At 71.8% G+C, this 19,861-nt stretch carries 20 protein-coding genes; 10 read left to right on the top strand and 10 right to left on the bottom strand.

What is annotated here, in order from left to right:
- Window positions 1-23: 23 nt before the first annotated feature.
- From ACGFQ9_RS25485 to coxB, 3 genes are read right to left on the bottom strand one after another with little or no spacing between them, the layout of a single operon-like run.
- Window positions 24-422 (bottom strand): cytochrome c oxidase subunit 4, encoded by a 399-nt coding sequence (locus ACGFQ9_RS25485; RefSeq protein ID WP_393576800.1) that lies wholly within the window; start codon window positions 420-422, stop codon window positions 24-26.
- On the bottom strand, window positions 419-2,152 hold the full coding sequence (ctaD, locus tag ACGFQ9_RS25480) for a cytochrome c oxidase subunit I (protein ID WP_393576799.1): 1,734 nt from the start codon (window positions 2,150-2,152) through the stop codon (window positions 419-421). Before ctaD ends, ACGFQ9_RS25485 begins: the two co-directional genes overlap by 4 nt.
- Entirely contained in the window at window positions 2,149-3,123 is a 975-nt protein-coding gene (gene coxB, locus ACGFQ9_RS25475; RefSeq protein WP_393576798.1) for a cytochrome c oxidase subunit II, read from the bottom strand. The genes ctaD and coxB overlap by 4 nt, the downstream gene beginning before the upstream one ends.
- Before the next feature lie 284 nt (window positions 3,124-3,407).
- Here coxB and ACGFQ9_RS25470 point away from each other — a divergent pair, with 284 nt between their 5' ends.
- Window positions 3,408-4,802 carry a cysteine desulfurase/sulfurtransferase TusA family protein gene (locus tag ACGFQ9_RS25470; RefSeq protein WP_393576796.1) on the top strand — a complete coding sequence of 465 codons (1,395 nt, stop codon included), beginning with the start codon at window positions 3,408-3,410 and terminating at the stop codon, window positions 4,800-4,802.
- A gap of 380 nt (window positions 4,803-5,182) precedes the next feature.
- Here the strand turns inward: ACGFQ9_RS25470 and ACGFQ9_RS25465 are convergent, their stop codons facing one another.
- The gene (locus ACGFQ9_RS25465) at window positions 5,183-6,160 is read right to left on the bottom strand and encodes a carbohydrate kinase family protein (RefSeq protein ID WP_393576794.1); all 978 of its coding nucleotides are present in this window, start codon (window positions 6,158-6,160) and stop codon (window positions 5,183-5,185) included.
- Window positions 6,161-6,293: 133 nt separating this feature from the next.
- Between ACGFQ9_RS25465 and ACGFQ9_RS25460 the strand changes: the two genes are divergently transcribed.
- The 3 genes from ACGFQ9_RS25460 to ACGFQ9_RS25450 all read left to right on the top strand — a co-directional run bounded on the left by ACGFQ9_RS25460 (window position 6,294) and on the right by ACGFQ9_RS25450 (window position 9,827).
- A complete protein-coding gene (locus ACGFQ9_RS25460) occupies window positions 6,294-6,515 on the top strand; it encodes a hypothetical protein (RefSeq protein ID WP_393576792.1) in 222 nt (73 codons plus the stop codon).
- A gap of 157 nt (window positions 6,516-6,672) precedes the next feature.
- The gene (gene tnpB / locus ACGFQ9_RS25455) at window positions 6,673-8,130 is read left to right on the top strand and encodes an IS607 family element RNA-guided endonuclease TnpB (RefSeq protein ID WP_393576790.1); all 1,458 of its coding nucleotides are present in this window, start codon (window positions 6,673-6,675) and stop codon (window positions 8,128-8,130) included.
- Window positions 8,131-8,267: 137 nt separating this feature from the next.
- The gene (locus tag ACGFQ9_RS25450) at window positions 8,268-9,827 is read left to right on the top strand and encodes a hypothetical protein (RefSeq protein WP_393576788.1); all 1,560 of its coding nucleotides are present in this window, start codon (window positions 8,268-8,270) and stop codon (window positions 9,825-9,827) included.
- Between the two features lie 72 nt (window positions 9,828-9,899).
- Here the strand turns inward: ACGFQ9_RS25450 and ACGFQ9_RS25445 are convergent, their stop codons facing one another.
- Window positions 9,900-10,256 (bottom strand): HesB/IscA family protein, encoded by a 357-nt coding sequence (locus ACGFQ9_RS25445; protein WP_393576787.1) that lies wholly within the window; start codon window positions 10,254-10,256, stop codon window positions 9,900-9,902.
- 224 nt (window positions 10,257-10,480) lie between these two features.
- Here ACGFQ9_RS25445 and nadA point away from each other — a divergent pair, with 224 nt between their 5' ends.
- The gene (gene nadA, locus ACGFQ9_RS25440; protein WP_393576786.1) at window positions 10,481-11,668 is read left to right on the top strand and encodes a quinolinate synthase NadA; all 1,188 of its coding nucleotides are present in this window, start codon (window positions 10,481-10,483) and stop codon (window positions 11,666-11,668) included.
- Window positions 11,669-11,764: 96 nt separating this feature from the next.
- On the opposite strand, the gene ACGFQ9_RS25435 is transcribed toward nadA, so the two are convergent.
- Window positions 11,765-12,445 carry a response regulator gene (locus ACGFQ9_RS25435; RefSeq protein WP_393577094.1) on the bottom strand — a complete coding sequence of 227 codons (681 nt, stop codon included), beginning with the start codon at window positions 12,443-12,445 and terminating at the stop codon, window positions 11,765-11,767.
- Between the two features lie 122 nt (window positions 12,446-12,567).
- Complete coding sequence (locus ACGFQ9_RS25430; RefSeq protein ID WP_393576784.1) at window positions 12,568-13,383, bottom strand: adenosylcobinamide-GDP ribazoletransferase; 816 nt, start codon at window positions 13,381-13,383, stop codon at window positions 12,568-12,570.
- A gap of 70 nt (window positions 13,384-13,453) precedes the next feature.
- On the opposite strand from ACGFQ9_RS25430, the gene ACGFQ9_RS25425 reads away from it, so the two are divergent.
- Window positions 13,454-14,236, top strand: a complete 783-nt coding sequence (locus tag ACGFQ9_RS25425; RefSeq protein WP_393576783.1) for a hypothetical protein — start codon at window positions 13,454-13,456, stop codon at window positions 14,234-14,236.
- On the opposite strand, the gene ACGFQ9_RS25420 is transcribed toward ACGFQ9_RS25425, so the two are convergent.
- Both ACGFQ9_RS25420 and ACGFQ9_RS25415 read right to left on the bottom strand, forming a co-directional pair.
- Window positions 14,208-14,486, bottom strand: coding sequence for a hypothetical protein (locus ACGFQ9_RS25420; RefSeq protein ID WP_393576781.1), 279 nt, complete (start codon window positions 14,484-14,486; stop codon window positions 14,208-14,210). The genes ACGFQ9_RS25425 and ACGFQ9_RS25420 overlap by 29 nt on opposite strands.
- 13 nt (window positions 14,487-14,499) lie before the next feature.
- The gene (locus ACGFQ9_RS25415; RefSeq protein WP_393576779.1) at window positions 14,500-15,294 is read right to left on the bottom strand and encodes a PspA/IM30 family protein; all 795 of its coding nucleotides are present in this window, start codon (window positions 15,292-15,294) and stop codon (window positions 14,500-14,502) included.
- 291 nt (window positions 15,295-15,585) lie between these two features.
- On the opposite strand from ACGFQ9_RS25415, the gene ACGFQ9_RS25410 reads away from it, so the two are divergent.
- Both ACGFQ9_RS25410 and ACGFQ9_RS25405 read left to right on the top strand, forming a co-directional pair.
- Complete coding sequence (locus tag ACGFQ9_RS25410; protein WP_393576777.1) at window positions 15,586-16,188, top strand: DUF3043 domain-containing protein; 603 nt, start codon at window positions 15,586-15,588, stop codon at window positions 16,186-16,188.
- 74 nt (window positions 16,189-16,262) lie between these two features.
- The gene (locus tag ACGFQ9_RS25405) at window positions 16,263-17,006 is read left to right on the top strand and encodes a class I SAM-dependent methyltransferase (RefSeq protein WP_393577093.1); all 744 of its coding nucleotides are present in this window, start codon (window positions 16,263-16,265) and stop codon (window positions 17,004-17,006) included.
- A gap of 66 nt (window positions 17,007-17,072) precedes the next feature.
- Here the strand turns inward: ACGFQ9_RS25405 and ACGFQ9_RS25400 are convergent, their stop codons facing one another.
- The gene (locus ACGFQ9_RS25400; protein ID WP_393576776.1) at window positions 17,073-17,285 is read right to left on the bottom strand and encodes a hypothetical protein; all 213 of its coding nucleotides are present in this window, start codon (window positions 17,283-17,285) and stop codon (window positions 17,073-17,075) included.
- Between the two features lie 103 nt (window positions 17,286-17,388).
- On the opposite strand from ACGFQ9_RS25400, the gene ACGFQ9_RS25395 reads away from it, so the two are divergent.
- Window positions 17,389-18,591, top strand: coding sequence for a bifunctional adenosylcobinamide kinase/adenosylcobinamide-phosphate guanylyltransferase (locus tag ACGFQ9_RS25395; protein WP_393576774.1), 1,203 nt, complete (start codon window positions 17,389-17,391; stop codon window positions 18,589-18,591).
- A gap of 95 nt (window positions 18,592-18,686) precedes the next feature.
- On the top strand, window positions 18,687-19,793 hold the full coding sequence (gene cobT, locus ACGFQ9_RS25390) for a nicotinate-nucleotide--dimethylbenzimidazole phosphoribosyltransferase (RefSeq protein ID WP_393576773.1): 1,107 nt from the start codon (window positions 18,687-18,689) through the stop codon (window positions 19,791-19,793).
- The last annotated feature ends 68 nt before the right edge of the window (window positions 19,794-19,861 follow it).

Here is a 19,861-nt window from a genome sequence, read left to right as displayed (position 1 = left end):
CCAAGTGGGTCAACCGGAACCGGTTACTGGTTCTGGTTCTCGCCGCGGTAGTACTCGTACACCCAGCCCCACAGGCCGACCAGGATGATCGGGGTGGAGAAGTACAGCAGCCACCAGCCGAAGACGACGCCGCTGAAGGCGAGCGCACCGCCGATGCCGAGCGCGAGCGGCATCCAGCTGTGCGGCGCGAAGAAGCCGAGCTCGCCGGCCTCGTCCGCGACGTCGGCCTCCTTGTTGTCCTGGGCCATCTCGTCCACACGCTTGGCCGTGAAGGCCAGGTAGTAGCCGATCATGACGCTCAGGCCGAAGGCCAGGAACAGCGCGGTGGTTCCGACCGGCTCCTTCGACCACACGCCGTACACGACGGCCATGATCAGGATGAAGGCCGAGAGCCAGAGGAACATCTTGCCCTGGATCTTCACTTTCCGGCCTCCTTGCCGCTGGTGACGGCCGCCTTGACGCCCGCGTGGTCCTCGAGGTGCTCGAGGGCCGCGATCTCCGGGTGGTGCAGGTCGAACGCCGGCGATTCACTGCGGATACGGGGCAGCGTGAGGAAGTTGTGCCGCGGCGGCGGGCAGGACGTCGCCCACTCGAGCGAACGGCCGTAGCCCCACGGGTCGTCGACCTCGATCTTCTTGCCGTACTTGGCGGTCTTCCACACGTTGTAGAAGAACGGCAGCATCGACATGCCGAGCAGGAACGAGCTGATCGTCGAGATCGTGTTCAGGGTGGTGAACCCGTCGGCGGCCAGGTAGTCCGCGTAACGGCGCGGCATGCCCTCGGCGCCCAGCCAGTGCTGGACCAGGAAGGTGCCGTGGAAGCCGAAGAACAGCGTCCAGAAGGTCATCTTGCCGAGGCGCTCGTCCAGCATCTTGCCCGTGAACTTCGGCCACCAGAAGTGGAAGCCGGCGAACATCGCGAAGACCACGGTGCCGAAGACGACGTAGTGGAAGTGCGCGACGACGAAGTACGAGTCGGAGACGTGGAAGTCCATCGGGGGCGAGGCCAGGATGACACCGGTCAGACCACCGAAGGTGAAGGTGATCAGGAAGCCGATCGTCCAGAGCATCGGGGTCTCGAAGGACAGCGAGCCCTTCCACATGGTGCCGATCCAGTTGAAGAACTTCACACCGGTCGGTACCGCGATCAGGAAGGTCATGAAGGAGAAGAACGGCAGCAGCACACCGCCGGTGACGTACATGTGGTGCGCCCACACGGTCACGGAGAGACCGGCGATCGCGATCGTCGCACCGATCAGGCCGATGTAACCGAACATCGGCTTGCGGGAGAAGACCGGGATGATCTCGGAAATGATTCCGAAGAACGGCAGGGCGATGATGTACACCTCTGGGTGCCCGAAGAACCAGAAGAGGTGCTGCCAGAGCAGTGCGCCACCGTTGGCCGCGTCGAAAATGTGCGAACCGAACTTGCGGTCGGACTCCAGCGCGAAGAGCGCGGCGGCCAGCACCGGGAAGGCGAGCAGGACCAGGACACCGGTCAGCAGCACGTTCCAGGTGAAGATCGGCATGCGGAACATCGTCATGCCCGGAGCGCGCATGCAGATGATCGTGGTGATGAAGTTGACCGAACCGAGGATCGTGCCGAAGCCGGAGAAGGCCAGACCCATGATCCACATGTCGGCGCCGATGCCCGGCGACCGGACCGCGTCCGACAGCGGGGAGTAGGCGAACCAGCCGAAGTCGGCGGCGCCGTTCGGCGTGATGAAGCCGGCCACCGCGAGGGTGGAGCCGAAGACGTACAGCCAGTACGCGAACATGTTCAGCCGCGGGAACGCCACGTCGGGCGCGCCGATCTGCAGCGGCATGATCCAGTTCGCGAATCCGGCGAACAGCGGCGTCGCGAACATCAGCAGCATGATCGTGCCGTGCATCGTGAACGCCTGGTTGAACTGCTCGTTCGACATGATCTGCGTGCCCGGACGGGCGAGCTCGGCGCGCATGAACAGCGCCAGCAGGCCGCCGATGATGAAGAACACGAACGAGGTGACCAGGTAGAGCGTACCGATGGTCTTGTGGTCAGTGGTGGTGAGCCACTTCACGACCACGTTCCCGGGCTGCTTGCGCCGTACCGGCAGCTCGTTCTCGTACGAGTCGGCTGCGGCGGCACCCTGAGGTTCGTTGAGGATGCTCACAGTTTGTTCGTCTCCGCGTTCCGGGCCGGGTCAGTCTGCTTGATGCCGGCCGGCAGGAAGCCGGTCTGCCCCTTCTCGGCCAGTTCCTTGAGGTGGGCCCGGTACTCCTCGGGGGAGACGACCTTGACGTTGAACAGCATCCGGGAGTGGTCGACGCCGCAGAGCTCGGCGCACTTGCCCATGAACACGCCTTCTTCGTTCGGGGTGACCTCGAAGACGTTGGTGTGGCCCGGGATGACGTCCTGCTTGAACAGGAAGGGGACCACCCAGAAGGAGTGGATGACGTCGTTCGACGACAGGATGAAGCGGACCTTCTCACCCTTGGGGAGGTAGAGGGTCGGGCCCGGCCAGCCCTTCTCGGCGTTCACATCGGCCGGAGTTCCCTTCTCGTAGACGCCCTCGGCGCCCGCGGGGAACTGCTTGGTGAAGCGGTCCGGGATGGAGGCGAGCTCCTTCGGAACCGCACCCGCCTTCGGGGTCGCCGCGTCACCGTCGACGTCCTCGATGTAGTTGAAGCCCCAGCTCCACTGGAAGCCGACCACGTTGATGGTGTGCGGGGGCTTCGCGGTGAGGGCGAGCAGCTTCGACTCGTCGCGCGCGGTGAAGTAGAACAGCACCGAGACGATGATGAGCGGGACCACGGTGTACAGCGCCTCGATCGGCATGTTGTACCGGGTCTGCGGGGGGACCTCCACCTTGGTGCGGCTGCGCCGGTGGAAGATCACGCTCCAGATGATCAGGCCCCAGACGAGGATGCCCGTGACCAGCGCGGCCGCCCACGACCCCTGCCACAGCGAGAGGATGCGCGGCGCCTCCTCGGTGACCGGGTCCGGCATTCCGAGGTTGGGAAAGTCTTTATATGTGTACGAGCAACCGGTGGCGGTTGCCAGGACCGCGCCCGCAGTCAGCGCCTGCAGCAGCTTCCGCCGCATCGGGCGCCGCGGCGAGCGGTCGGAGCCGTAGGGACTCACGTAGCGCCTTCCCGAGAGTCTCGGCCCGCGCTCCGGCCGCGGCCGTCTGTCGGGTCGGTCGCCGGCCCTGACGCGCAGGCAGGGGTTTGGATGTTTATGCGGACCAAACCCTACTGGACGCTATTTGGGGTCGCGCGGGGAGGGTGCCCAACGCGCCGCTACTGCCCCCGAAGGGGTGGCTCGGCCGTACGGGGGACGGCCTCCGCGCGCCGCAACGGCGGCCTCCGCACGGCGGTTGACGCCCCCTGAACCCCGCGCCGGGCCCGGCCGGTTAGCGTGACCGGATGCCGTACTTCGATGTCGCCTCCTCCGCTCCGCTGCACCCGGTCGCCCGGCAGGCCCTGCAGGCCTCGCTGGACGAGGGCTGGGCCGATCCGGCCCGGCTCTACCGGGAGGGCCGGCGCGCCCGGATGCTCCTGGACGCGGCGCGGGAGGCCGCCGCCGACGCGGTGGGGTGCCGTCCCGACGAACTCGTCTTCACTCCTTCGGGGACGCACGCGGTCCACGCGGGGATCGCCGGAGTCCTGGCGGGCCGCCGGCGGTCCGGCGGTCACCTGGTCGTATCAGCGGTCGAACACAGTTCTGTGCTGCATGCGGCGGAAGTGCACGAGGCGGCCGGCGGATCGGTCGTACGGGTGCCCGTCGGCAGGACCGGCGCCGTGTCGGCCGCCTCGTACGCGCGGGAGCTGGCGGACCGCCCGGACACCGCACTGGCCTGTCTGCAGTCCGCCAACCACGAGGTGGGCACGGTGCAGCCGGTCGCGGAGACGGCCGAGGTCTGCGCGGCGGCGGGGGTGCCGCTGCTGGTGGACGCGGCGCAGTCGCTGCCGTGGGGTCCGGTGGAGGGCGGCTGGTCGGTGCTCGCCGCCAGTGCCCACAAATGGGGCGGACCGGCCGGAGTCGGTCTGCTGGCGGTCCGCAAGGGCGTCCGGTACGCGCCCCAAGGCCCGGCGGACGAAAGGGAGTCGGGCCGCTCCCCCGGCTTCCCGAACCTGCCGGCCATCGTGGCCGCGGCAGCCTCGCTGCGGGCGGTCCGTGCCGAGGCGGACGCGGAGGCGGCCCGGCTGCGTGTGCTGGTGGACCGGATCCGGCGGCGGGTGGCGCGGCTGGTGCCGGACGTGGAGGTGGTCGGCGACGCCGACCGCCGGCTCCCCCATCTGGTCACGTTCTCCTGCCTGTACGTGGACGGGGAGACGCTGCTGCACGAGCTGGACCGGGCCGGGTTCTCGGTGAACTCGGGATCCTCCTGCACCAGCTCGACGCTGACGCCGAGCCATGTGCTCGGCGCCATGGGGGTGCTGTCGGAGGGAAACGTGCGGGTGTCGCTTCCGCACGGCACCACGGCCGAGGAGGTGAACGCCTTCCTGGAGGTGCTGCCGCGCGCGGTGGCCGGGGTCCGGGAGCAGCTGGGCGTCTCCGAGGCGCCTCCCGCCCCGGTGGGCGGGGAGGCGGGGTCCCTGACGCTGGACGCGCTGGGGCTGCGGTGCCCGCAGCCGGTGATCGAGCTGGCGAAGGCGATCGGGCGGGTGGCGGTGGGCGGGGTGGTGACCGTCCTGTCGGACGACGAGGTGGCCCGGCTGGACATCCCGGCGTGGTGCTCGATGCGGGACCAGGAGTACCTGGGCGAGTCCCCCGCGGCCGGCGACGCGGTCGCCTACCGGGTGCGCCGCACGCACTGACCCCGTCCCCGGGTGCGGGGCCCGCGCCGGCGCCGGTCGCCGCGCGGCGATTGCTCCCCGCCTCGCCCTTTCACCGTTTCTCCCCCGGCCACCGCCGGGAGGTGCCCGCTGGGGCTGCGCCCCGGACCCTGTTCCACGGGCCGGGGTCCCGGTGTGCCCACCTCCCCCAGACTCCGTCCGGGGGGACCCCCACCCCCAAGCTCTCGACTCCGCTCGAGCAGGGGGGACCCCCATCGCCCTGCGGAACGCCTGCCCACACCGGGGGGGCGGCTGCGGCCGCGCCCCTGACGGGGCGGCCGGAACCCCGCCCGTCCGGGTGAGCGGGGTTCCGGGGCCGCGGCTCCGGTTTCGGCGTCGCGCCGCGCAGGCGGCCCAGGCCGCTACGCGGCCAGGTGCGCCTGGACCTCGGCGGCGGCTTCGTCGCCGTAGGCCTTGGTGAAGCGCTCCATGAAGTGGGCACGGGCCAGGGTGTACTCCTGGGTGCCCAGGGTCTCGATGACGAGGGTGGCGAGCATGCAGCCGACCTGCGCCGCGCGCTCCATGCCGACGCCCCAGCCGAGGCCGGTCAGGAAGCCGGCCCGGAAGGCGTCGCCGACACCGGTCGGGTCGACCTTCGCGGTCTCCTCCGGGCAGCCGACCGTGATCGTCTCCTCGCCGGCCCGCTCGATCTTCACGCCGCGCGAGCCCAGCGTGGTGACGCGGGTGCCGACCTTGCCGAGGATCTCCTCGTCGGTCCAGCCGGACTTGGTCTCGATGAGGCCCTTCTCGTACTCGTTGGAGAAGAGGTAGGTCGCGCCCTCCATCAGGGTGCGGATGTTGTCGCCGTCCATGCGGGCGATCTGCTGGGAGAAGTCCGCCGCGAACGGGATGCCCCGGGTCCGGCACTCCTCGGTGTGGCGCAGCATCGCCTCGGGGTCGTCGGCGCCGATCAGCACCAGGTCCAGGCCGCCCACCCGGTCCGCGACCGCCTTCAGCTCGATGAGCCGGGCCTCGCTCATGGCGCCGGTGTAGAAGGAGCCGATCTGGTTGTGGTCCTTGTCCGTGGTGCAGACGAAGCGCGCGGTGTGCAGCACCTCGGAGATGCGGACGGAGTCGGTGTCGACGCCGTGCCGGTCCAGCCAGGCACGGTACTCGTCGAAGTCGTAGCCGGCGGCGCCGACCAGGATCGGGCGGCTGCCCAGCTGGCCCATGCCGAAGCAGATGTTCGGGCCGACGCCTCCCCGGCGCACGTCGAGGTTGTCGACGAGGAAGGAGAGGGAGACCGTGTGCAGCTGGTCCGCGACCAGCTGGTCGGCGAAGCGGCCGGGGAAGGTCATGAGGTGGTCGGTGGCGATGGAGCCGGTGACTGCGATACGCACGGCGTGGATGCTCCTGCGAGGGGCGGCAAGGGTGACAGTCCACGCTACCCGCTCCGGAAGGGCATTCCGAGTCACCGAAACTACCCGATAGTAGGCCTTTTCCCCCGTGCCGGACGCCGCCTACGGTGCCCCCATGACGGACTTCTCCGAGTACACCGCCGCGGTACGCGGCGCTGAAGCCCTTTCCCGGCCCGGTTTCGCCCGGATGCTGGGCGACTGCGCCAGGATGGCCCCGCACTGGGGCGTCCCCGCGGAACCCGCCCGGGATCCGGTGAGCGCCGCGCAGATCCACGGGATCACGGTGCCGCCGGCCTCGGCACGGATGATCGCCGCCACGGCGCTGGACGGGGACTGAGGGAACAGGAACCGGAAAGAGAAGAGAGGGGAAGGGGCTCGAGGGGTGGTCAGCTCTTGCCGATCTCTCCATCACCTCTCAGCGATTCGGGCATTTCGGCTGGCTGTCAGTGGCGGCCGTTAGGTTGTTGGTCTCTGGCGGAAGGGAGGTGTCCAGGGTGAAAAAGTTCCAGGTACGGCTGGGTTTCGTGGTACAGGCGTACCGGTTTGCTCTGGACCCGAATGCCGGTCAGGAGGCCGCGTTACGTTCGCATTGTGGTGCGGCGCGTGCCGCGTACAACTGGGCTGTCGGCTGGGTGACCGCATCCTGGTGCCAGCGGCGGGCGGAGGAGACGTACGGGATCGGTGAAGACGGCCTCACACCGTGGCGGCCGTGGTCGCTGCCGTCGCTGCGGAAGGCGTTCAACGAGGCCAAGCACACCGACCCCCGGTTTGCCGACTGGTGGGAGGAGAACTCCAAGGAGGCGTACTCCACGGGTCTGGCGAACGCGTCGGCCGCGTTCGACAACTACGCGAAGTCGAAGAACAGCAGGCGGCGCGGCAAGCGAGTGGGGGCGCCGCGGTTCAAGTCGAAGCGGAAGGCTCGTCTGGCTTGCCGGTTCACCACCGGCACCATCCGTGTCGATGCCGATGGCCGGCATGTGACTCTGCCGAGGCTGGGCACGATCCGCGCCCACGAGCCCACCGCCAGGCTCCTCGCCCGCGTCCAGGCCGGGACGGCACGGATCCTGTCCGCAACCGTGCGGCACGAACGCGGACGCTGGTTCGCCTCGTTCCAGGTCGAGATCAACCGGGACCTCGTGCGCGTGGCGCGCCCGGATGTGGCGGTCGGGATGGACCTCGGCGTGAAGACCCTCGCGGTCATGGCCGACAGCACAGGCGAGATCCGCACCGTGCCCAACCCCAAGCACTTCGACCGGGCACTGGGGCAGCTGCGCCGCGCCTCCCGTGTCGTCTCCCGACGCCAGGGCCCCGACCGGCGCACCGGTCAGAAGCCGTCGAAGCGGTGGGAGAAGGCCAACGCCGCCCGCAACAAGATCCACCACCGCGTCGCGAACCTCCGCACCGATGTCCTGCACAAGCTCACCACGAGCGTGGCCGCCGAGTACGGCACAATCGTGGTCGAAGACCTCAACGTCGCCGGCATGCTCCGCAACCCGCGACTGGCCCGCCGGATCGCCGACGCCGGATTCGGCGAGATCCGCCGCCAGCTCACCTACAAGACCAGCCGGCGGCACGCCACCCGCATGGTGATCGCGGACCGCTGGTACCCGTCCTCGAAGACCTGTTCCGGGTGCGGCGCGGTGAAAGCCAAGCTGCCGCTGCACGTCCGGACCTACCAATGCGACGTCTGCGGCCTGGTCATCGACCGGGACGACAACGCCGCGCTCAACCTCGCCACCCTCGCGGCAGCCTGTAAGACCGGTACCGGAGTGGCCGGAGACCGGGACACCCCCAAGCAGGTGTCGAAGCTTCGTGGAGCCGACCGTAAGACCCGCGCCACCCGCCCCCGCCGCAAGGCGGAGGCGGGGCGGGCAGGTGGCGCAACCCTGCCGCACCGGCGGCAGACGGAAACGAGAGACCGTACTCAAGCCGAAGCCCTCACGCTTTGGTGATGCGACGGACCTTCCGGGCAGAAATGCCCGGAAGGCCGAGACCCGACTACGGTCACGGTCTCGGCAACGGAACCGGTTGCGCGTCTGTTCCGTCCCAGAGGCACCAAGGACGGCGAGGCAGGCGAAGGAGCGATGCGGTGACCAGCTCGGAGACCCCGGAACCGGCACAGACCCCGGACCCGGCGAAGACGGCGGAACCCGAGGGCGCGGCGGAACCCGGCGTGGCGGACGCCGTCGCGCCGGAGCCGGCGGCAGCGGCCCGGGCGGCGCGGCGGCGCCCCGCCCTGGTCGCCGGTGCGGTGGCGGCGGCGGTGCTGTTCGTCGGCGGCGGTACGGCGTACTGGGCGGCCTCGGCCCACGGGGACGGCGGCAAGCCCGGTACGGCGGCCGCGATGGCCGCCGCGGACACCGGCGCCGGCCCGGGGGCGACACCCTCCCCCGGGAAGCCGGGGATCGCCCCCGGTGAGCCGGACCCCTCCGGCGGCACGGTCGTCTACGAGGCGAAGAGCCCGCTCCCGCAGGGCCCGGGCAGTGCGCCCGCCTTCAAGGCGGCCGGCGAGATCACCGAGGCGGAGGTGGCCCGGCTCGCGGCGAAGCTGGGCGTCGAGGGCACCCCCCGGCTGTCCGGCGCGGAGTGGATCGCCGGGCAGGCCAAGGACGCGGGCGGCCCCTTCCTGCGGGTGACCCGGCAGGCTCCCGGAAGCTGGAGCTTCACCGCCGCCCGGCAGGGCGGGAGTGACGACTGCGTGCGCGGCAAGGACACCTGCGGTCCGGCCACCCTCCCCGGCGGCGGGGACACCGGGGCCTCCGCCGACGGGGACACCGGCACCTCCGGCGGCCCCGGCCCGGCCGTGACGGAGGACGCCGCGAAGGCCGCGGCGGCGCCGGTGCTGGAGGCGATCGGCCAGCGGGACGCGAAGCTGGACGCCCGGCTGACCCAGGGCGCCGTACGGGTGGTCGTCGCGGACCCGGTGGTCGGCGGACTGCCCACCCAGGGCTGGTCGACGAGGATCAGCGTGGGCCCCGGCGGCACGGTGGTGGCCGGCAGCGGGGAGCTGAAGGTGCCGGACCGGGCCGGTGAGCGCTCGGTGATCACCGCCACGGCCGCCCTGGACAAGCTGAACGCCGCCTCGCGGCCGCCCGTCACCGGCCCGAGCGGCTGCGCGACCCCGGTGCCGCTGGAGGACCCCTCCTCACCCGCGGCGACGGGGACCGACACGCTGCCGTGCAACCCGGAGCCGCGTCCGATCAAGCCGCCGCGGACCGAGACGGTGGACAAGGCGGTGCTGGGGCTGGTCTCGGCCACCGTGGACGGGGTCCGCGGGCTGGAGCCGGCCTGGCTCTTCGAGGTGGCGGGGCGGAACGGCGCCCCGGGGCACACCGTGGCGCAGGCCGCGGTGGCGGATCCCCAGCAGGACGGGGTGGGGCGGATGGCAGTGCCCGGGTACTCGTACAGCGAGGCGGACCGGAAGCTGACGGTTCACTTCTGGGGCGGGGTGTGCAGCACGTACGCCCTGGAGGTGCGGGAGAGCGCGGAGGCGGTCTCGGTGCGGATCACCGACACCCCGAAGGAGCCGGGCAGGGCGTGCATCCTGATCGCCCAGGAGATGTCCCTGTCGGCGACGCTGAAGGAGCCTCTGGGCGGGCGGCCGGTGATCGACGCCACCACGGCGAAGGAGCTGCCCCGCACCTCCTGAATGTTCCAGGGGGCATGCGGAAGGGGCCCGCACCGGAGTGTTCCGGTGCGGGCCCCTCGCGCCGTTCAGGGCTTAGCTGAAGGAGTCGCCGCAGGCGCAGGAGCCGGTGGCGTTCGGGTTGTCGATCGTGAAGCCCTGCTTCTCGATGGTGTCGACGAAGTCGATGGAGGCACCGCCCAGGTACGGGGCGCTCATGCGGTCGGTGACGACCTTGACTCCGTCGAAGTCCTTGACGACATCGCCGTCGAGCGAGCGCTCGTCGAAGAAGAGCTGGTAGCGCAGGCCGGAGCAGCCACCGGGCTGTACGGCGACACGCAGCGCCAGGTCGTCCCGGCCTTCCTGCTCGAGCAGGGCCTTGACCTTGGAGGCGGCGGCGTCGGACAGGAGGATGCCGTCGCTCACACTGGTCTTCTCGTCCTGAACGGACATCTGCATTCACTCCCGGAGTGGGGCGGAGGACTCTTGCCGTCGGTGCAACCGACGCAGCCACGTATTCATTCCCATGCTCGCACACCGGGGCGGAGGGATGGGGCGCCACGATGCACCGGCGAATTCGTCACATCGACACAATGGCCATCGTCAAACTGACGTGAACGGGTTATGATAAATAGCGTCATATAGACGAGAAGTCTCGTCGTCGCGGAACAGAAAGGGTGCGTGTCGTGACCACCGCCCAGCCTTTGGACGTCCAGCCGACGCCCCTTGCCCTGCTGCTGCTCGGCCGTGAGGCCGACCCCAAGAGCGAGCGGGGTGTGGAGTGCCCCGGCGACCTGCCGTCGCCGTCGGACCCGGACCTGGTGGCGCGCGCCCGCGCGGCCAAGGAGAAGCTCGGGGACAAGGTCTTCATCCTCGGCCACCACTACCAGCGTGACGAGGTCATCGAGTTCGCGGACGTCACCGGCGACTCCTTCAAGCTGGCGCGCGACGCGGCGGCCAAGCCGGAGGCGGAGTACATCGTCTTCTGCGGCGTGCACTTCATGGCCGAGTCGGCGGACATCCTGACCTCCGACGACCAGAAGGTCGTCCTGCCCGACCTGGCGGCCGGCTGTTCGATGGCCGACATGGCCACCGCCGAGCAGGTCGCGGAGTGCTGGGACGTGCTGACCGAGGCGGGCATCGCCGACGTCACGGTCCCCGTCTCGTACATGAACTCCTCGGCCGACATCAAGGCGTTCACCGGCAAGCACGGCGGCACGATCTGTACGTCGTCCAACGCGAAGAAGGCCCTGGACTGGGCCTTCGAGCACGGGGAGAAGGTGCTGTTCCTTCCCGACCAGCACCTGGGCCGCAACACCGCCGTCCGCGACATGGGCATGTCCCTGGACGACTGCGTGATCTACAACCCGCACAAGCCGAACGGCGGCCTGACCGCCGATCAGCTGCGCGACGCCAAGATGATCCTGTGGCGCGGCCACTGCTCGGTGCACGGCCGGTTCAGCCTGGACTCGGTCAACGACGTGCGCGAGCGCATCCCGGGCGTGAACGTGCTGGTCCACCCCGAGTGCAAGCACGAGGTCGTGGCGGCCGCGGACTACGTCGGCTCGACCGAGTACATCATCAAGGCCCTGGAGGCGGCCCCGGCCGGCTCGAAGTGGGCCATCGGCACCGAGCTGAACCTGGTCAAGCGCCTGGCGAACCGTTTCGCCCCCGAGGGCAAGGAAGTCGTCTTCCTCGACCGCACGGTCTGCTTCTGCTCGACCATGAACCGCATCGACCTCCCGCACCTGGTGTGGACCCTGGAGTCCCTGGCCGAGGGCAACCTGGTGAACCAGATCCGGGTCGACAAGGAGACCGAGAGCTTCGCCAAGCTGGCCCTGGAGCGCATGCTGGCGCTGCCGTAGCGGCGAGCGGCGAGCGGCGAGCGGCGAGCGGCGAGCGGCACAAGGAAAGGGGCACCCTCCGGGGTGCCCCTTTCCGCGTTCCGGGTCCCGCCACGGCTACTCCGTGCGGGGGCGGACCAGGCCCGATTCGTAGGCCACGACGACCAGTTGGGCGCGGTCGCGGGCGCCGAGTTTGGCCATGGCCCGGTTGACGTGGGTCTTCACCGTCAGGGGGCTGACCTCCAGCCGGGCGGCGATGGCGTCGTTGGACAGGCCGCCGGCGACCTGGACGAGGACCTCGCGTTCGCGTCCGGTGAGGGCGGACAGGCGTTCCGCGTGCGGGCCGCCGGGGACCCCCTCGGCGGTGTGGGCACCGCCGCCCTGGGCGAGGAAGCTGGCGATCAGGCCCTTGGTGGCGGCCGGGGAGAGCAGGGCCTCGCCGGCCGCGGCGATCCGGATGGCGCTGAGGAGTTCCTCCGGCTCGGCGCCCTTGCCGAGGAAGCCGGAGGCTCCGGCGCGCAGGGCCTGGACCACGTACTCGTCCACCTCGAAGGTGGTCAGCATCACCACGCGGACGCCGGCCAGTGCGGGGTCCGCGCTGATCATGCGGGTGGCGGCGAGTCCGTCGGTGCCGGGCATCCGGATGTCCATCAGGACCACGTCGGCGCCGCACTCCCGGGCCAGGGAGTACGCCTGCGCCCCGTCGGAGGCCTCCCCCACCACCTCCATGTCGGGTTCGGAGTCGACGAGGACCTTGAACGCGCTGCGCAGCAGTGCCTGGTCGTCGGCGAGGAGCACCCTGATCGGAGCGTCGGACGGGAGGTCCGGGACGTACGGGGGGTCCGGCGGTGTGTGTTCCGGCGTGCTTTCCGGCGTGTCTTCCACGGGACCAGAGCCTACGCGGGCCCGTCCGCCGGCGGTCAGCCCAGGGCGAGGGCCACCAGGGCGGCGGTGCCGGCGGTCTCCGCGACCGCGCCGAAGACGTCTCCGGTGACCCCGCCGAACCGGCGGACGCACCGGCGGAGCAGGAGTTCCGCCGCGCCGAGGGCGGCCGCCACGGCCGCGGCGCACTGGAGGGCGGCGGGCACGCCGAGCGGCAGGGCGGTGGCCGCCGCCGCGAGGACGGCCGCGGCGGCGAGGACGCGGGCGGAGCCGGCCGGGACCACACCGGCGACGGCGGCGCCGAGCCCTTCGGGGCGGGCGGCCGGGATCCCGGCCCGGGAAGCCTGGGTGAGGGCGAGCCGGGCGGTGACGGCGGACACCACGGTGGCCAGGGCGCCGTGCGTCCAGTGCTCGGCGTAGAGGTCGGCGAGGGCCGCTGCCTGGATCAGCAGCACGAACAGCAGGGTGATGACCCCGAACGGGCCGATGTCGGACTGCTTCATGATCCGCAGGGCGGTGTCGGCCGGCTTGGCGCTGCCCAGGCCGTCGGCGGTGTCCGCCAGTCCGTCCAGGTGGAGGCCGCGGGTGAGGACGGCCGGGACGGCGAGGGTGGCCGCGGCGGCGAGCAGCGGTCCGCCGCCGAGCAGCAGCAGGAGCAGCCCGGGGACGGTGGCGAGCAGCCCGACGACGAGGCCGGCCAGCGGGGCGCAGAGCATGCCGGTACGGGCGGCCGGGCGGTCCCAGCGGGTGATCCGGGCCGGCAGCACGGTGAGGGTGCCGAAGGCGAACCGGAGGCCGTCGCCGAGCGGGGCGCGGTCGGCGGGCGGGGAGTCGGGCGAGTGCGAAGCGGTCACCGGCCGGAACGGTACCCGGTCACGGCGACCGGTAAATTACCCGGAACGGGACAGATCGGGAGCTGGTGGTATGGGTCACTGGTGGTATCGCAACATTGCCGAACCGGGGAAGCTCCCGCTGCTCCTCGCCCTGCTGTCCTTCGTGATGTCCTTTCTGGTCACCCGCATGGTCACCCGCATGATCCGGGCCGGCCGGGGTCCCTTCAAGAACATCACCCCCGGCGGGATGCACGTCCACCACGTGGTGCCGGGTGTGATCCTGGTGATCGTCGGCGGTTTCGGCGCGGTCGGCAGCGGCCGGTACGGCTTCGGCGCGATGGTCTCGGCCGTCCTGTTCGGGCTCGGCGCCGGGCTGGTGCTGGACGAGTTCGCGCTGATCCTGCACCTCGACGACGTCTACTGGAGCGAGCAGGGCCGCAAGAGCGTGGAGATCGTGGTGCTGACGGCGGCGCTGGTCGCGCTGGTGCTGGGCGGCTTCCTGCCGTTCGGGGTCAACGACCTGACCGCCGACGAGCTGCAGAACCGGGGGCTGGTCGCGATCAACACCGCGTTCAACTTCTTCCTGGCCCTGATCGCCCTGTGGAAGGGCAAGCCGCGCACGGCGCTGATCGGCACCCTGGTGCCCTTCGTGGCAATGATCGGGGCGGTCCGGCTGGCCCGGCCGACGTCCCCGTACGCGAAGAGGTTCTACGCGAACCGCCCGCGGGCCCGCGCGAAGGCGGGCCTGCGGGCGTTCCACCACGACCGGCGCTGGGCCGGGCCGCGGCGCAGGTTCCAGGACTTCATCGCCGGGGCGCCGGACCCCGAACGGAAGCCCGGACGCCTCAACCGGGGATCAGACCGTCGTCACTGAGCAGCTCGCGCACCTCGGCGAGGGTCGCGTCGGGTGGCGGGAGGATCAGCTCGGAGGGCTCCAGCTCGTCGTCCGCCAGGGGGGTGCCCAGCTCCCGGACCTTGTCCAGCAGGGCGTGCAGCGTGGCCCGGAAGGCCGGACCGTCGCCGTTCTCCATCTCGCGCAGCAGCTCGTCGTCGAGCCCGTTCAGCTCGGCGAGGTGCTCGTCGCCGAGCCTGACCTGGCCTTCCCCCATGATGCGGACAATCATGACGGGCCCCGTCCTACTGCTTGTCGAACCGGTGCTGGCCCTGCGCCTGCTGCTGGGAGGCGCCCGGGGTGCCGCCCTCGATGGCCTGCTGCTGCGCGGACGGACCGCCGGCCAGCTCCGCCTTCATCCGCGCGATCTCCAGCTCCACGTCCGTGCCGCCGGAGAGCCGGTCCAGCTCGGCCTGGATGTCGTCCTTCGCCAGACCGGACTGGTCGTCCAGGGCGCCGGAGGCGAGCAGCTCGTCGATGGCGCCGGCGCGGGCCTGCAGCTGGGCGGTCTTGTCCTCGGCCCGCTGGATGGCCAGGCCGACGTCGCTCATCTCCTCGGAGATGCCGGAGAAGGACTCCGCGATCCGGGTCTGCGCCTGGGCCGCGGTGTACGTCGCCTTGATGGTCTCCTTCTTCGTACGGAAGGCGTCCACCTTGGCCTGCAGCCGCTGGGCGGCGAGGGTGAGCTTCTCCTCCTCGCCCTGGAGCGTCTGGTGCTGCACCTCCAGGTCGCTGACCTGCTGCTGGAGGGAGGCGCGGCGGGTGAGCGCCTCGCGGGCGAGGTCCTCGCGGCCGAGCGCGAGGGCCTTGCGGCCCTGGTCCTCCAGCTTGGCGGACTGCCCCTGCAGCTGGTTGAGCTGCAGCTCCAGGCGCTTGCGGGAAGTTGCGACGTCAGCGACGCCGCGCCGCACCTTCTGCAGCAGCTCCAGCTGCTTCTGGTACGAGTAGTCGAGGGTCTCGCGCGGGTCCTCGGCCCGGTCAAGGGCCTTGTTCGCCTTCGCGCGGAAGATCATCCCCATACGCTTCATGACACCGCTCATGGGCTTCGCGCGCCCCCTTCTGACGGACTACGACTGCAGGTCACCAACGGTTGTGATCCTCAGGACCACAGTACGGGCCCTGCCTCCATTACCGCACTGTTCGAGCACGGATGCGCTCCTCCTCCGGGACGAGCCTGCCCCCGTGCCCTCAGGCGTGAGGAGTAGGTGATCCCCTCGGCCGCGACCCTGCCACGCCCCAGGTGATCCCCTGCAGGGCTAGACGCCCGCCGTTGCCGGATCGTTCCCCGGCGAGGTGGGGCTGTCGCGCAGGACCACGTACCCTTGGGTGTTGTGTTTGGTAGCCGTTCCTCCAAGGAAGAGAAGGCGGCCCCCACCGACAAGGTGAGCGCCGACCTCTCCAAGCAGCCCCGTGACCCGCAGGCCCCCAAGGGCCGCCCCACGCCGAAGCGCGCCGTCGCCCAGTCGCAGCGCAAATCCGTGGTGGCCTCGACCGGTAACCGCAAGGAGGACGCCAAGCGCGCCCGCGAGCGGCGCCGGGCCGAGCTGGCCAAGCAGCGGGAGGCGCTGGCCAGTGGCGACGAGCGCTACCTGCCGGCCCGCGACAAGGGGCCGGTCCGCCGGTTCGTCCGCGACTTCGTGGACTCCCGGTTCTCCGTCGCCGAGATGTTCCTGCCGCTCGCGGTGGCCATCCTGGTCCTGAGCATGATCCGGGTCCCGTCGATCCAGAACATCGCGCTGCTGCTGTGGCTCGGTGTGATCGCGCTGATCATCGTCGACTCCATCGGCCTGTTCATCCGCCTGCGGAAGGCCGTGAACGAGCGCTTCCCGGACGAGCCGAAGCGCGGCGCGGTCGCGTACGGCCTGATGCGCACCCTCCAGATGCGCCGGCTGCGGCTGCCGAAGCCGCAGGTCAAGCGCGGGGAACGGCCCTGAGCGCAAGCGGGCCCGGCGCACCGGTCGAGGAACCGGCGGGCTTCGCGGGCGGCGCCAGGCTGTGGCTGGAGGGCCTGGGCGGACTGCGCAACGCCGTCCGGCAGGAACTGGTCGGCCGCCAGGTCGACGAGCAGATCGCGCAGCGCTTCCCGGTCGGTCAGCGGCTGCGCGTCCTCGACGTCGGCATGGGCCAGGGCACGCAGGCGCTGCGGCTGGCCCGGGCCGGACACATGGTGACCGGGCTGGAGCAGGACCCCGGGATGCTGGACGTGGCGCGCGCCGCGCTGGCCGGCGAGCCGGCCGGGATCCGCGACCGGGTCACGCTGCTGGAGGGCGACGGCCGGGAGACCGGCGCGCACTTCCTGCCGGGCAGCTTCGACGTGGTGCTGTGCCACGGAGTGCTGATGTACGTGGCCGAGTCGGACGCCATGCTCGCCGGGCTGGCCCGCATGCTGGCGCCCGGCGGGCTGCTGTCGCTGCTCGTGCGCAACGGGGACGCGCTGGCCATGCGGCCGGGGCTGGCCGGTGACTGGGCGGGGGCGCTGGCCGCGTTCGACTCCGTCGACTACACCAACCGGCTGGGCCTGGACGTACGGGCCGACCGGCTGGCCGGCCTGACGTCCACGCTGTCCGGGATCGGTGCGCCGCTGCACAGCTGGTACGGCGTGCGGGTCTTCACGGACGGCACCGAGACGGCGGGGCAGCTGCCGCCGGAGGACGAGCTGGAGCGGCTGCTCGCCGCGGAGGAACGCGCCGGACGCACCGACCCCTACCGCGGCGTCGCGGCCCTCCTCCACCTGGTCGGCGTCCGCGGCTGACGCCGCCGTGCCGCGCGGCGGCTCCGGCATGGCTGAGTGCACCACCGGAGCCGCGGCGCAGGCGGGTCAGGCGTCCAGGGCCTCGCGGAGGCTCATCGTGTAGAGCTCCTCGCCGTTGTCGTCGGAGAGGCGGACCCGCTCGGTGCCGCCCTCCAGGAGGTCCTTCCAGTACTCGCCGATCCAGGACTCCGCGTCGCCCTGGGTGGTGAACTCCTCCGGCTCGACCGACGGCGCGGTCTCCGCGCCGTCCGCCGTCTCGAACCGCCACGTCCACGCCATGTCCGCCTCCGTTGGTCGCTCTGGTCGTTCGTTCGCTGCCGTGAGTCTGCCCGCAGACTAGCCGGGCGAGCACCACCCGCGTGGACGCGGGAGGATCTTCCTTGTGGAACTGACTCTGCTCGGCACCGGCACACCCGAAGGACTGCCCCGCCCCGGCTGTCCCTGCGCCGCCTGCGCCGTATCCGTGGGCACCCGCGCGCGGGCCGCCACCGCCCTGCTCGTCGACGGCGCGGTGCTCCTCGACCTGACCCCCGGAGCCGTACTCGCCGCCGCCCGGGCCGGGCATTCCCTGGCCGGGGTGCGCCAGGTGCTGCTGACCCATCCGCACGACGGGCCCGCGGTGGAGCTGCCGCCGGGGCTGCCCTCCGCCGGGCGGGTGCCGGACGGGCGGGAGCTGGCGGTGATCAGCGGCCACCGGGTGCGGGCCGTGCCGATGGACGCGCCGGGCACCGGGTACGAGGTCACCGGCCCGGACGGGGACCGGCTGCTGTACCTGCCGCCCGGCGGCGCGCCCGCCGGTGCCGGGGAGAACCACGCCCGGGTCTACGACATGGTGGTCGCCGACGTCCTCGGCCGGCCCGACGCCATCGCCCGGCTGCGCGCCGTGGGCGCGATCGGGCCGGCCACCGACGTGATCGCCGTACACCTCGACCACGACGTCCCGCCGGGGCGGGAGCTGGACCGCCGGTGCGCCGCGGCCGGCGCACGCGCCGTCCCGGACGGCAGCACCCTGATCGTCGGCGAGTACCACGCGGTGCCCGACCTGCCGCGGCGCACCCTCGTGCTCGGCGGCGCCCGGTCGGGGAAGTCGGTCGAGGCCGAGCAGCGGCTGGCCGCCTTCCCCGAGGTGCACTACGTCGCCACCGGCGGCACCCGCGAGGACGACTCGGACTGGGCGGCCCGGATCTCCCTGCACCGCGACCGCCGCCCGGGGTCCTGGCGGACCCTGGAGACCTGTGAGGTCGCGCCGCTGCTCGCCGGGGACGGGCCGCCGCTGCTGATCGACTGCCTGGCGCTGTGGCTGACCGACGCGATGGACCGGGTCGGCGCCTGGGACGACGCCACCTGGGCGGCCGGCGGCCGGCAGAAGCTGCGGGAGCGTACGGCGGAGCTGGTGGCCGCCCTGCGGGCCACCGGCCGGACGGTGGTGGCGGTGAGCAACGAGGTCGGTTCGGGAGTGGTCCCGGCGACCCCCGCCGGACGCCGGTTCCGGGACGAACTGGGCCGCCTGAACGCCGCCGTGGCCGGCGAGTGCGAGCACGTCCTGCTGGTGGTCGCGGGACAGGCCGTCGTACTGAAGGAGTAGCCCGCGGCACCGCCCCTCCGGCCCGCCCGCCGCGGGTCCCGGGTACCGCCACGGGCGGGGTCGGGCAGGGTTCCGCCGCCTGTACTGTTCGGGAAATGACCACGCTGAATCTCGACGACTTCTCCGATCTGATCGAGCGTCCCGACGGGGGCGTGCGGCGGGACGCCGAGGACCGCCGCGAGCGGCTGGCCGTGCCGCCCGGCGCCCTGGGCCGGCTGGACGAGCTCGCCGAGTGGCTCGCCGCCGCGCAGGGGTCCGTACCGGTCAGGCCGGTCGAGCACCCGAAGGTGGTGCTGTTCGCCGCCGACCACGGGGTGGCCGGGCTGGGCGTCTCGGCCCGTCCCGCCGGCGGGACGCACGAGCTGGTCCGGGCCGTCCTCGACGGGCGGAGCCCGGTGTCGGTGCTGGCGGGCCGGCTGGGCGCCGGGATCCGGGTCGTCGACGCGGGCCTGGACTGCGACCCCGGTCTGCTGCCGGAGGAGGTCGTACGGCACCGGGTGCGGCGCGGCAGCGGCCGGATCGACGTCGAGGACGCGCTGAGCGCGGCCGAGGCCGAGGCCGCGGTCCGGCTGGGCATGCGGATCGCCGACGAGGAGGCCGACTCCGGTACGGACCTGGTGGTGCTCGGCGATCTGAGCGTCGGCGGGACCACGGCGGCGGCGACCCTGGTGGCCGCGCTGTGCGGCACCGACGCCTCGGTGGTGACCGGGCGCGGCGGCGTCCCGATCGACGACCTGGCCTGGATGCGCAAGTGCGCGGCCGTCCGGGACGCGCTGCGGCGGGCCCGTCCGGTGCTGGGCGACCAGCTGGAGCTGCTGGCGGCGGTCGGCGGCGCCGACCTGGCCGCGATGACCGGCTTCCTGCTGCAGTGCGCGGTCCGCCGTACGCCGGTGATCCTCGACGGGGTGGTGTCGGCGGCCTGTGCCCTGGTGGCACAGCGGGCCGCGTTCCGCGCTCCGGACTGGTGGCTGGCGGGCCAGGCGAGCGGTGAGCCGGCCCAGGCGAAGGCACTGGACCGGATGGCGCTCAACCCTCTGCTCGACCACGGCGTCACTGTGGGCGAAGGAACCGGGGCGTTGCTGGCGCTCCCGCTCGTCCAGGCCGCCGCGGCCCTCGCGGCGGAGCTGCCGGAGCGGGACGCCGACCAGGCCGAGCAGGCTGACCAGGCCGACCAGGTCGGCGAGGCGGAGAAGACGGACTGAGTGTCCGGGGGCGGCGGCCCCGACCAGCCGCCGCTCCTCGGCTCTGCCATGACGCGCGATGCCCCATA

This window comes from Streptomyces sp. NPDC048603 (assembly GCF_043199475.1).
GTDB lineage: Bacteria > Actinomycetota > Actinomycetes > Streptomycetales > Streptomycetaceae > Streptomyces.
The sequence above is the reverse complement of the archived record's forward strand: the minus strand, read 5'-3'. Positions and strand labels throughout refer to the sequence as shown.

Bases quoted from the DNA above. Each gene is read 5' to 3' on its own strand.
- ACGFQ9_RS25470 (WP_393576796.1), top strand. From the start codon at position 3,408: ATGCCGTACTTCGATGTCGCCTCCTCCGCTCCGCTGCACCCGGTCGCC.
- ACGFQ9_RS25460 (WP_393576792.1), top strand. From the start codon at position 6,294: ATGACGGACTTCTCCGAGTACACCGCCGCGGTACGCGGCGCTGAAGCC.
- ACGFQ9_RS25445 (WP_393576787.1), bottom strand. From the start codon at position 10,256: ATGTCCGTTCAGGACGAGAAGACCAGTGTGAGCGACGGCATCCTCCTG.
- ACGFQ9_RS25425 (WP_393576783.1), top strand. From the start codon at position 13,454: ATGGGTCACTGGTGGTATCGCAACATTGCCGAACCGGGGAAGCTCCCG.
- ACGFQ9_RS25420 (WP_393576781.1), bottom strand. From the start codon at position 14,486: ATGATTGTCCGCATCATGGGGGAAGGCCAGGTCAGGCTCGGCGACGAG.
- ACGFQ9_RS25415 (WP_393576779.1), bottom strand. From the start codon at position 15,294: ATGAGCGGTGTCATGAAGCGTATGGGGATGATCTTCCGCGCGAAGGCG.
- ACGFQ9_RS25400 (WP_393576776.1), bottom strand. From the start codon at position 17,285: ATGGCGTGGACGTGGCGGTTCGAGACGGCGGACGGCGCGGAGACCGCG.
- cobT (WP_393576773.1), top strand. From the start codon at position 18,687: ATGACCACGCTGAATCTCGACGACTTCTCCGATCTGATCGAGCGTCCC.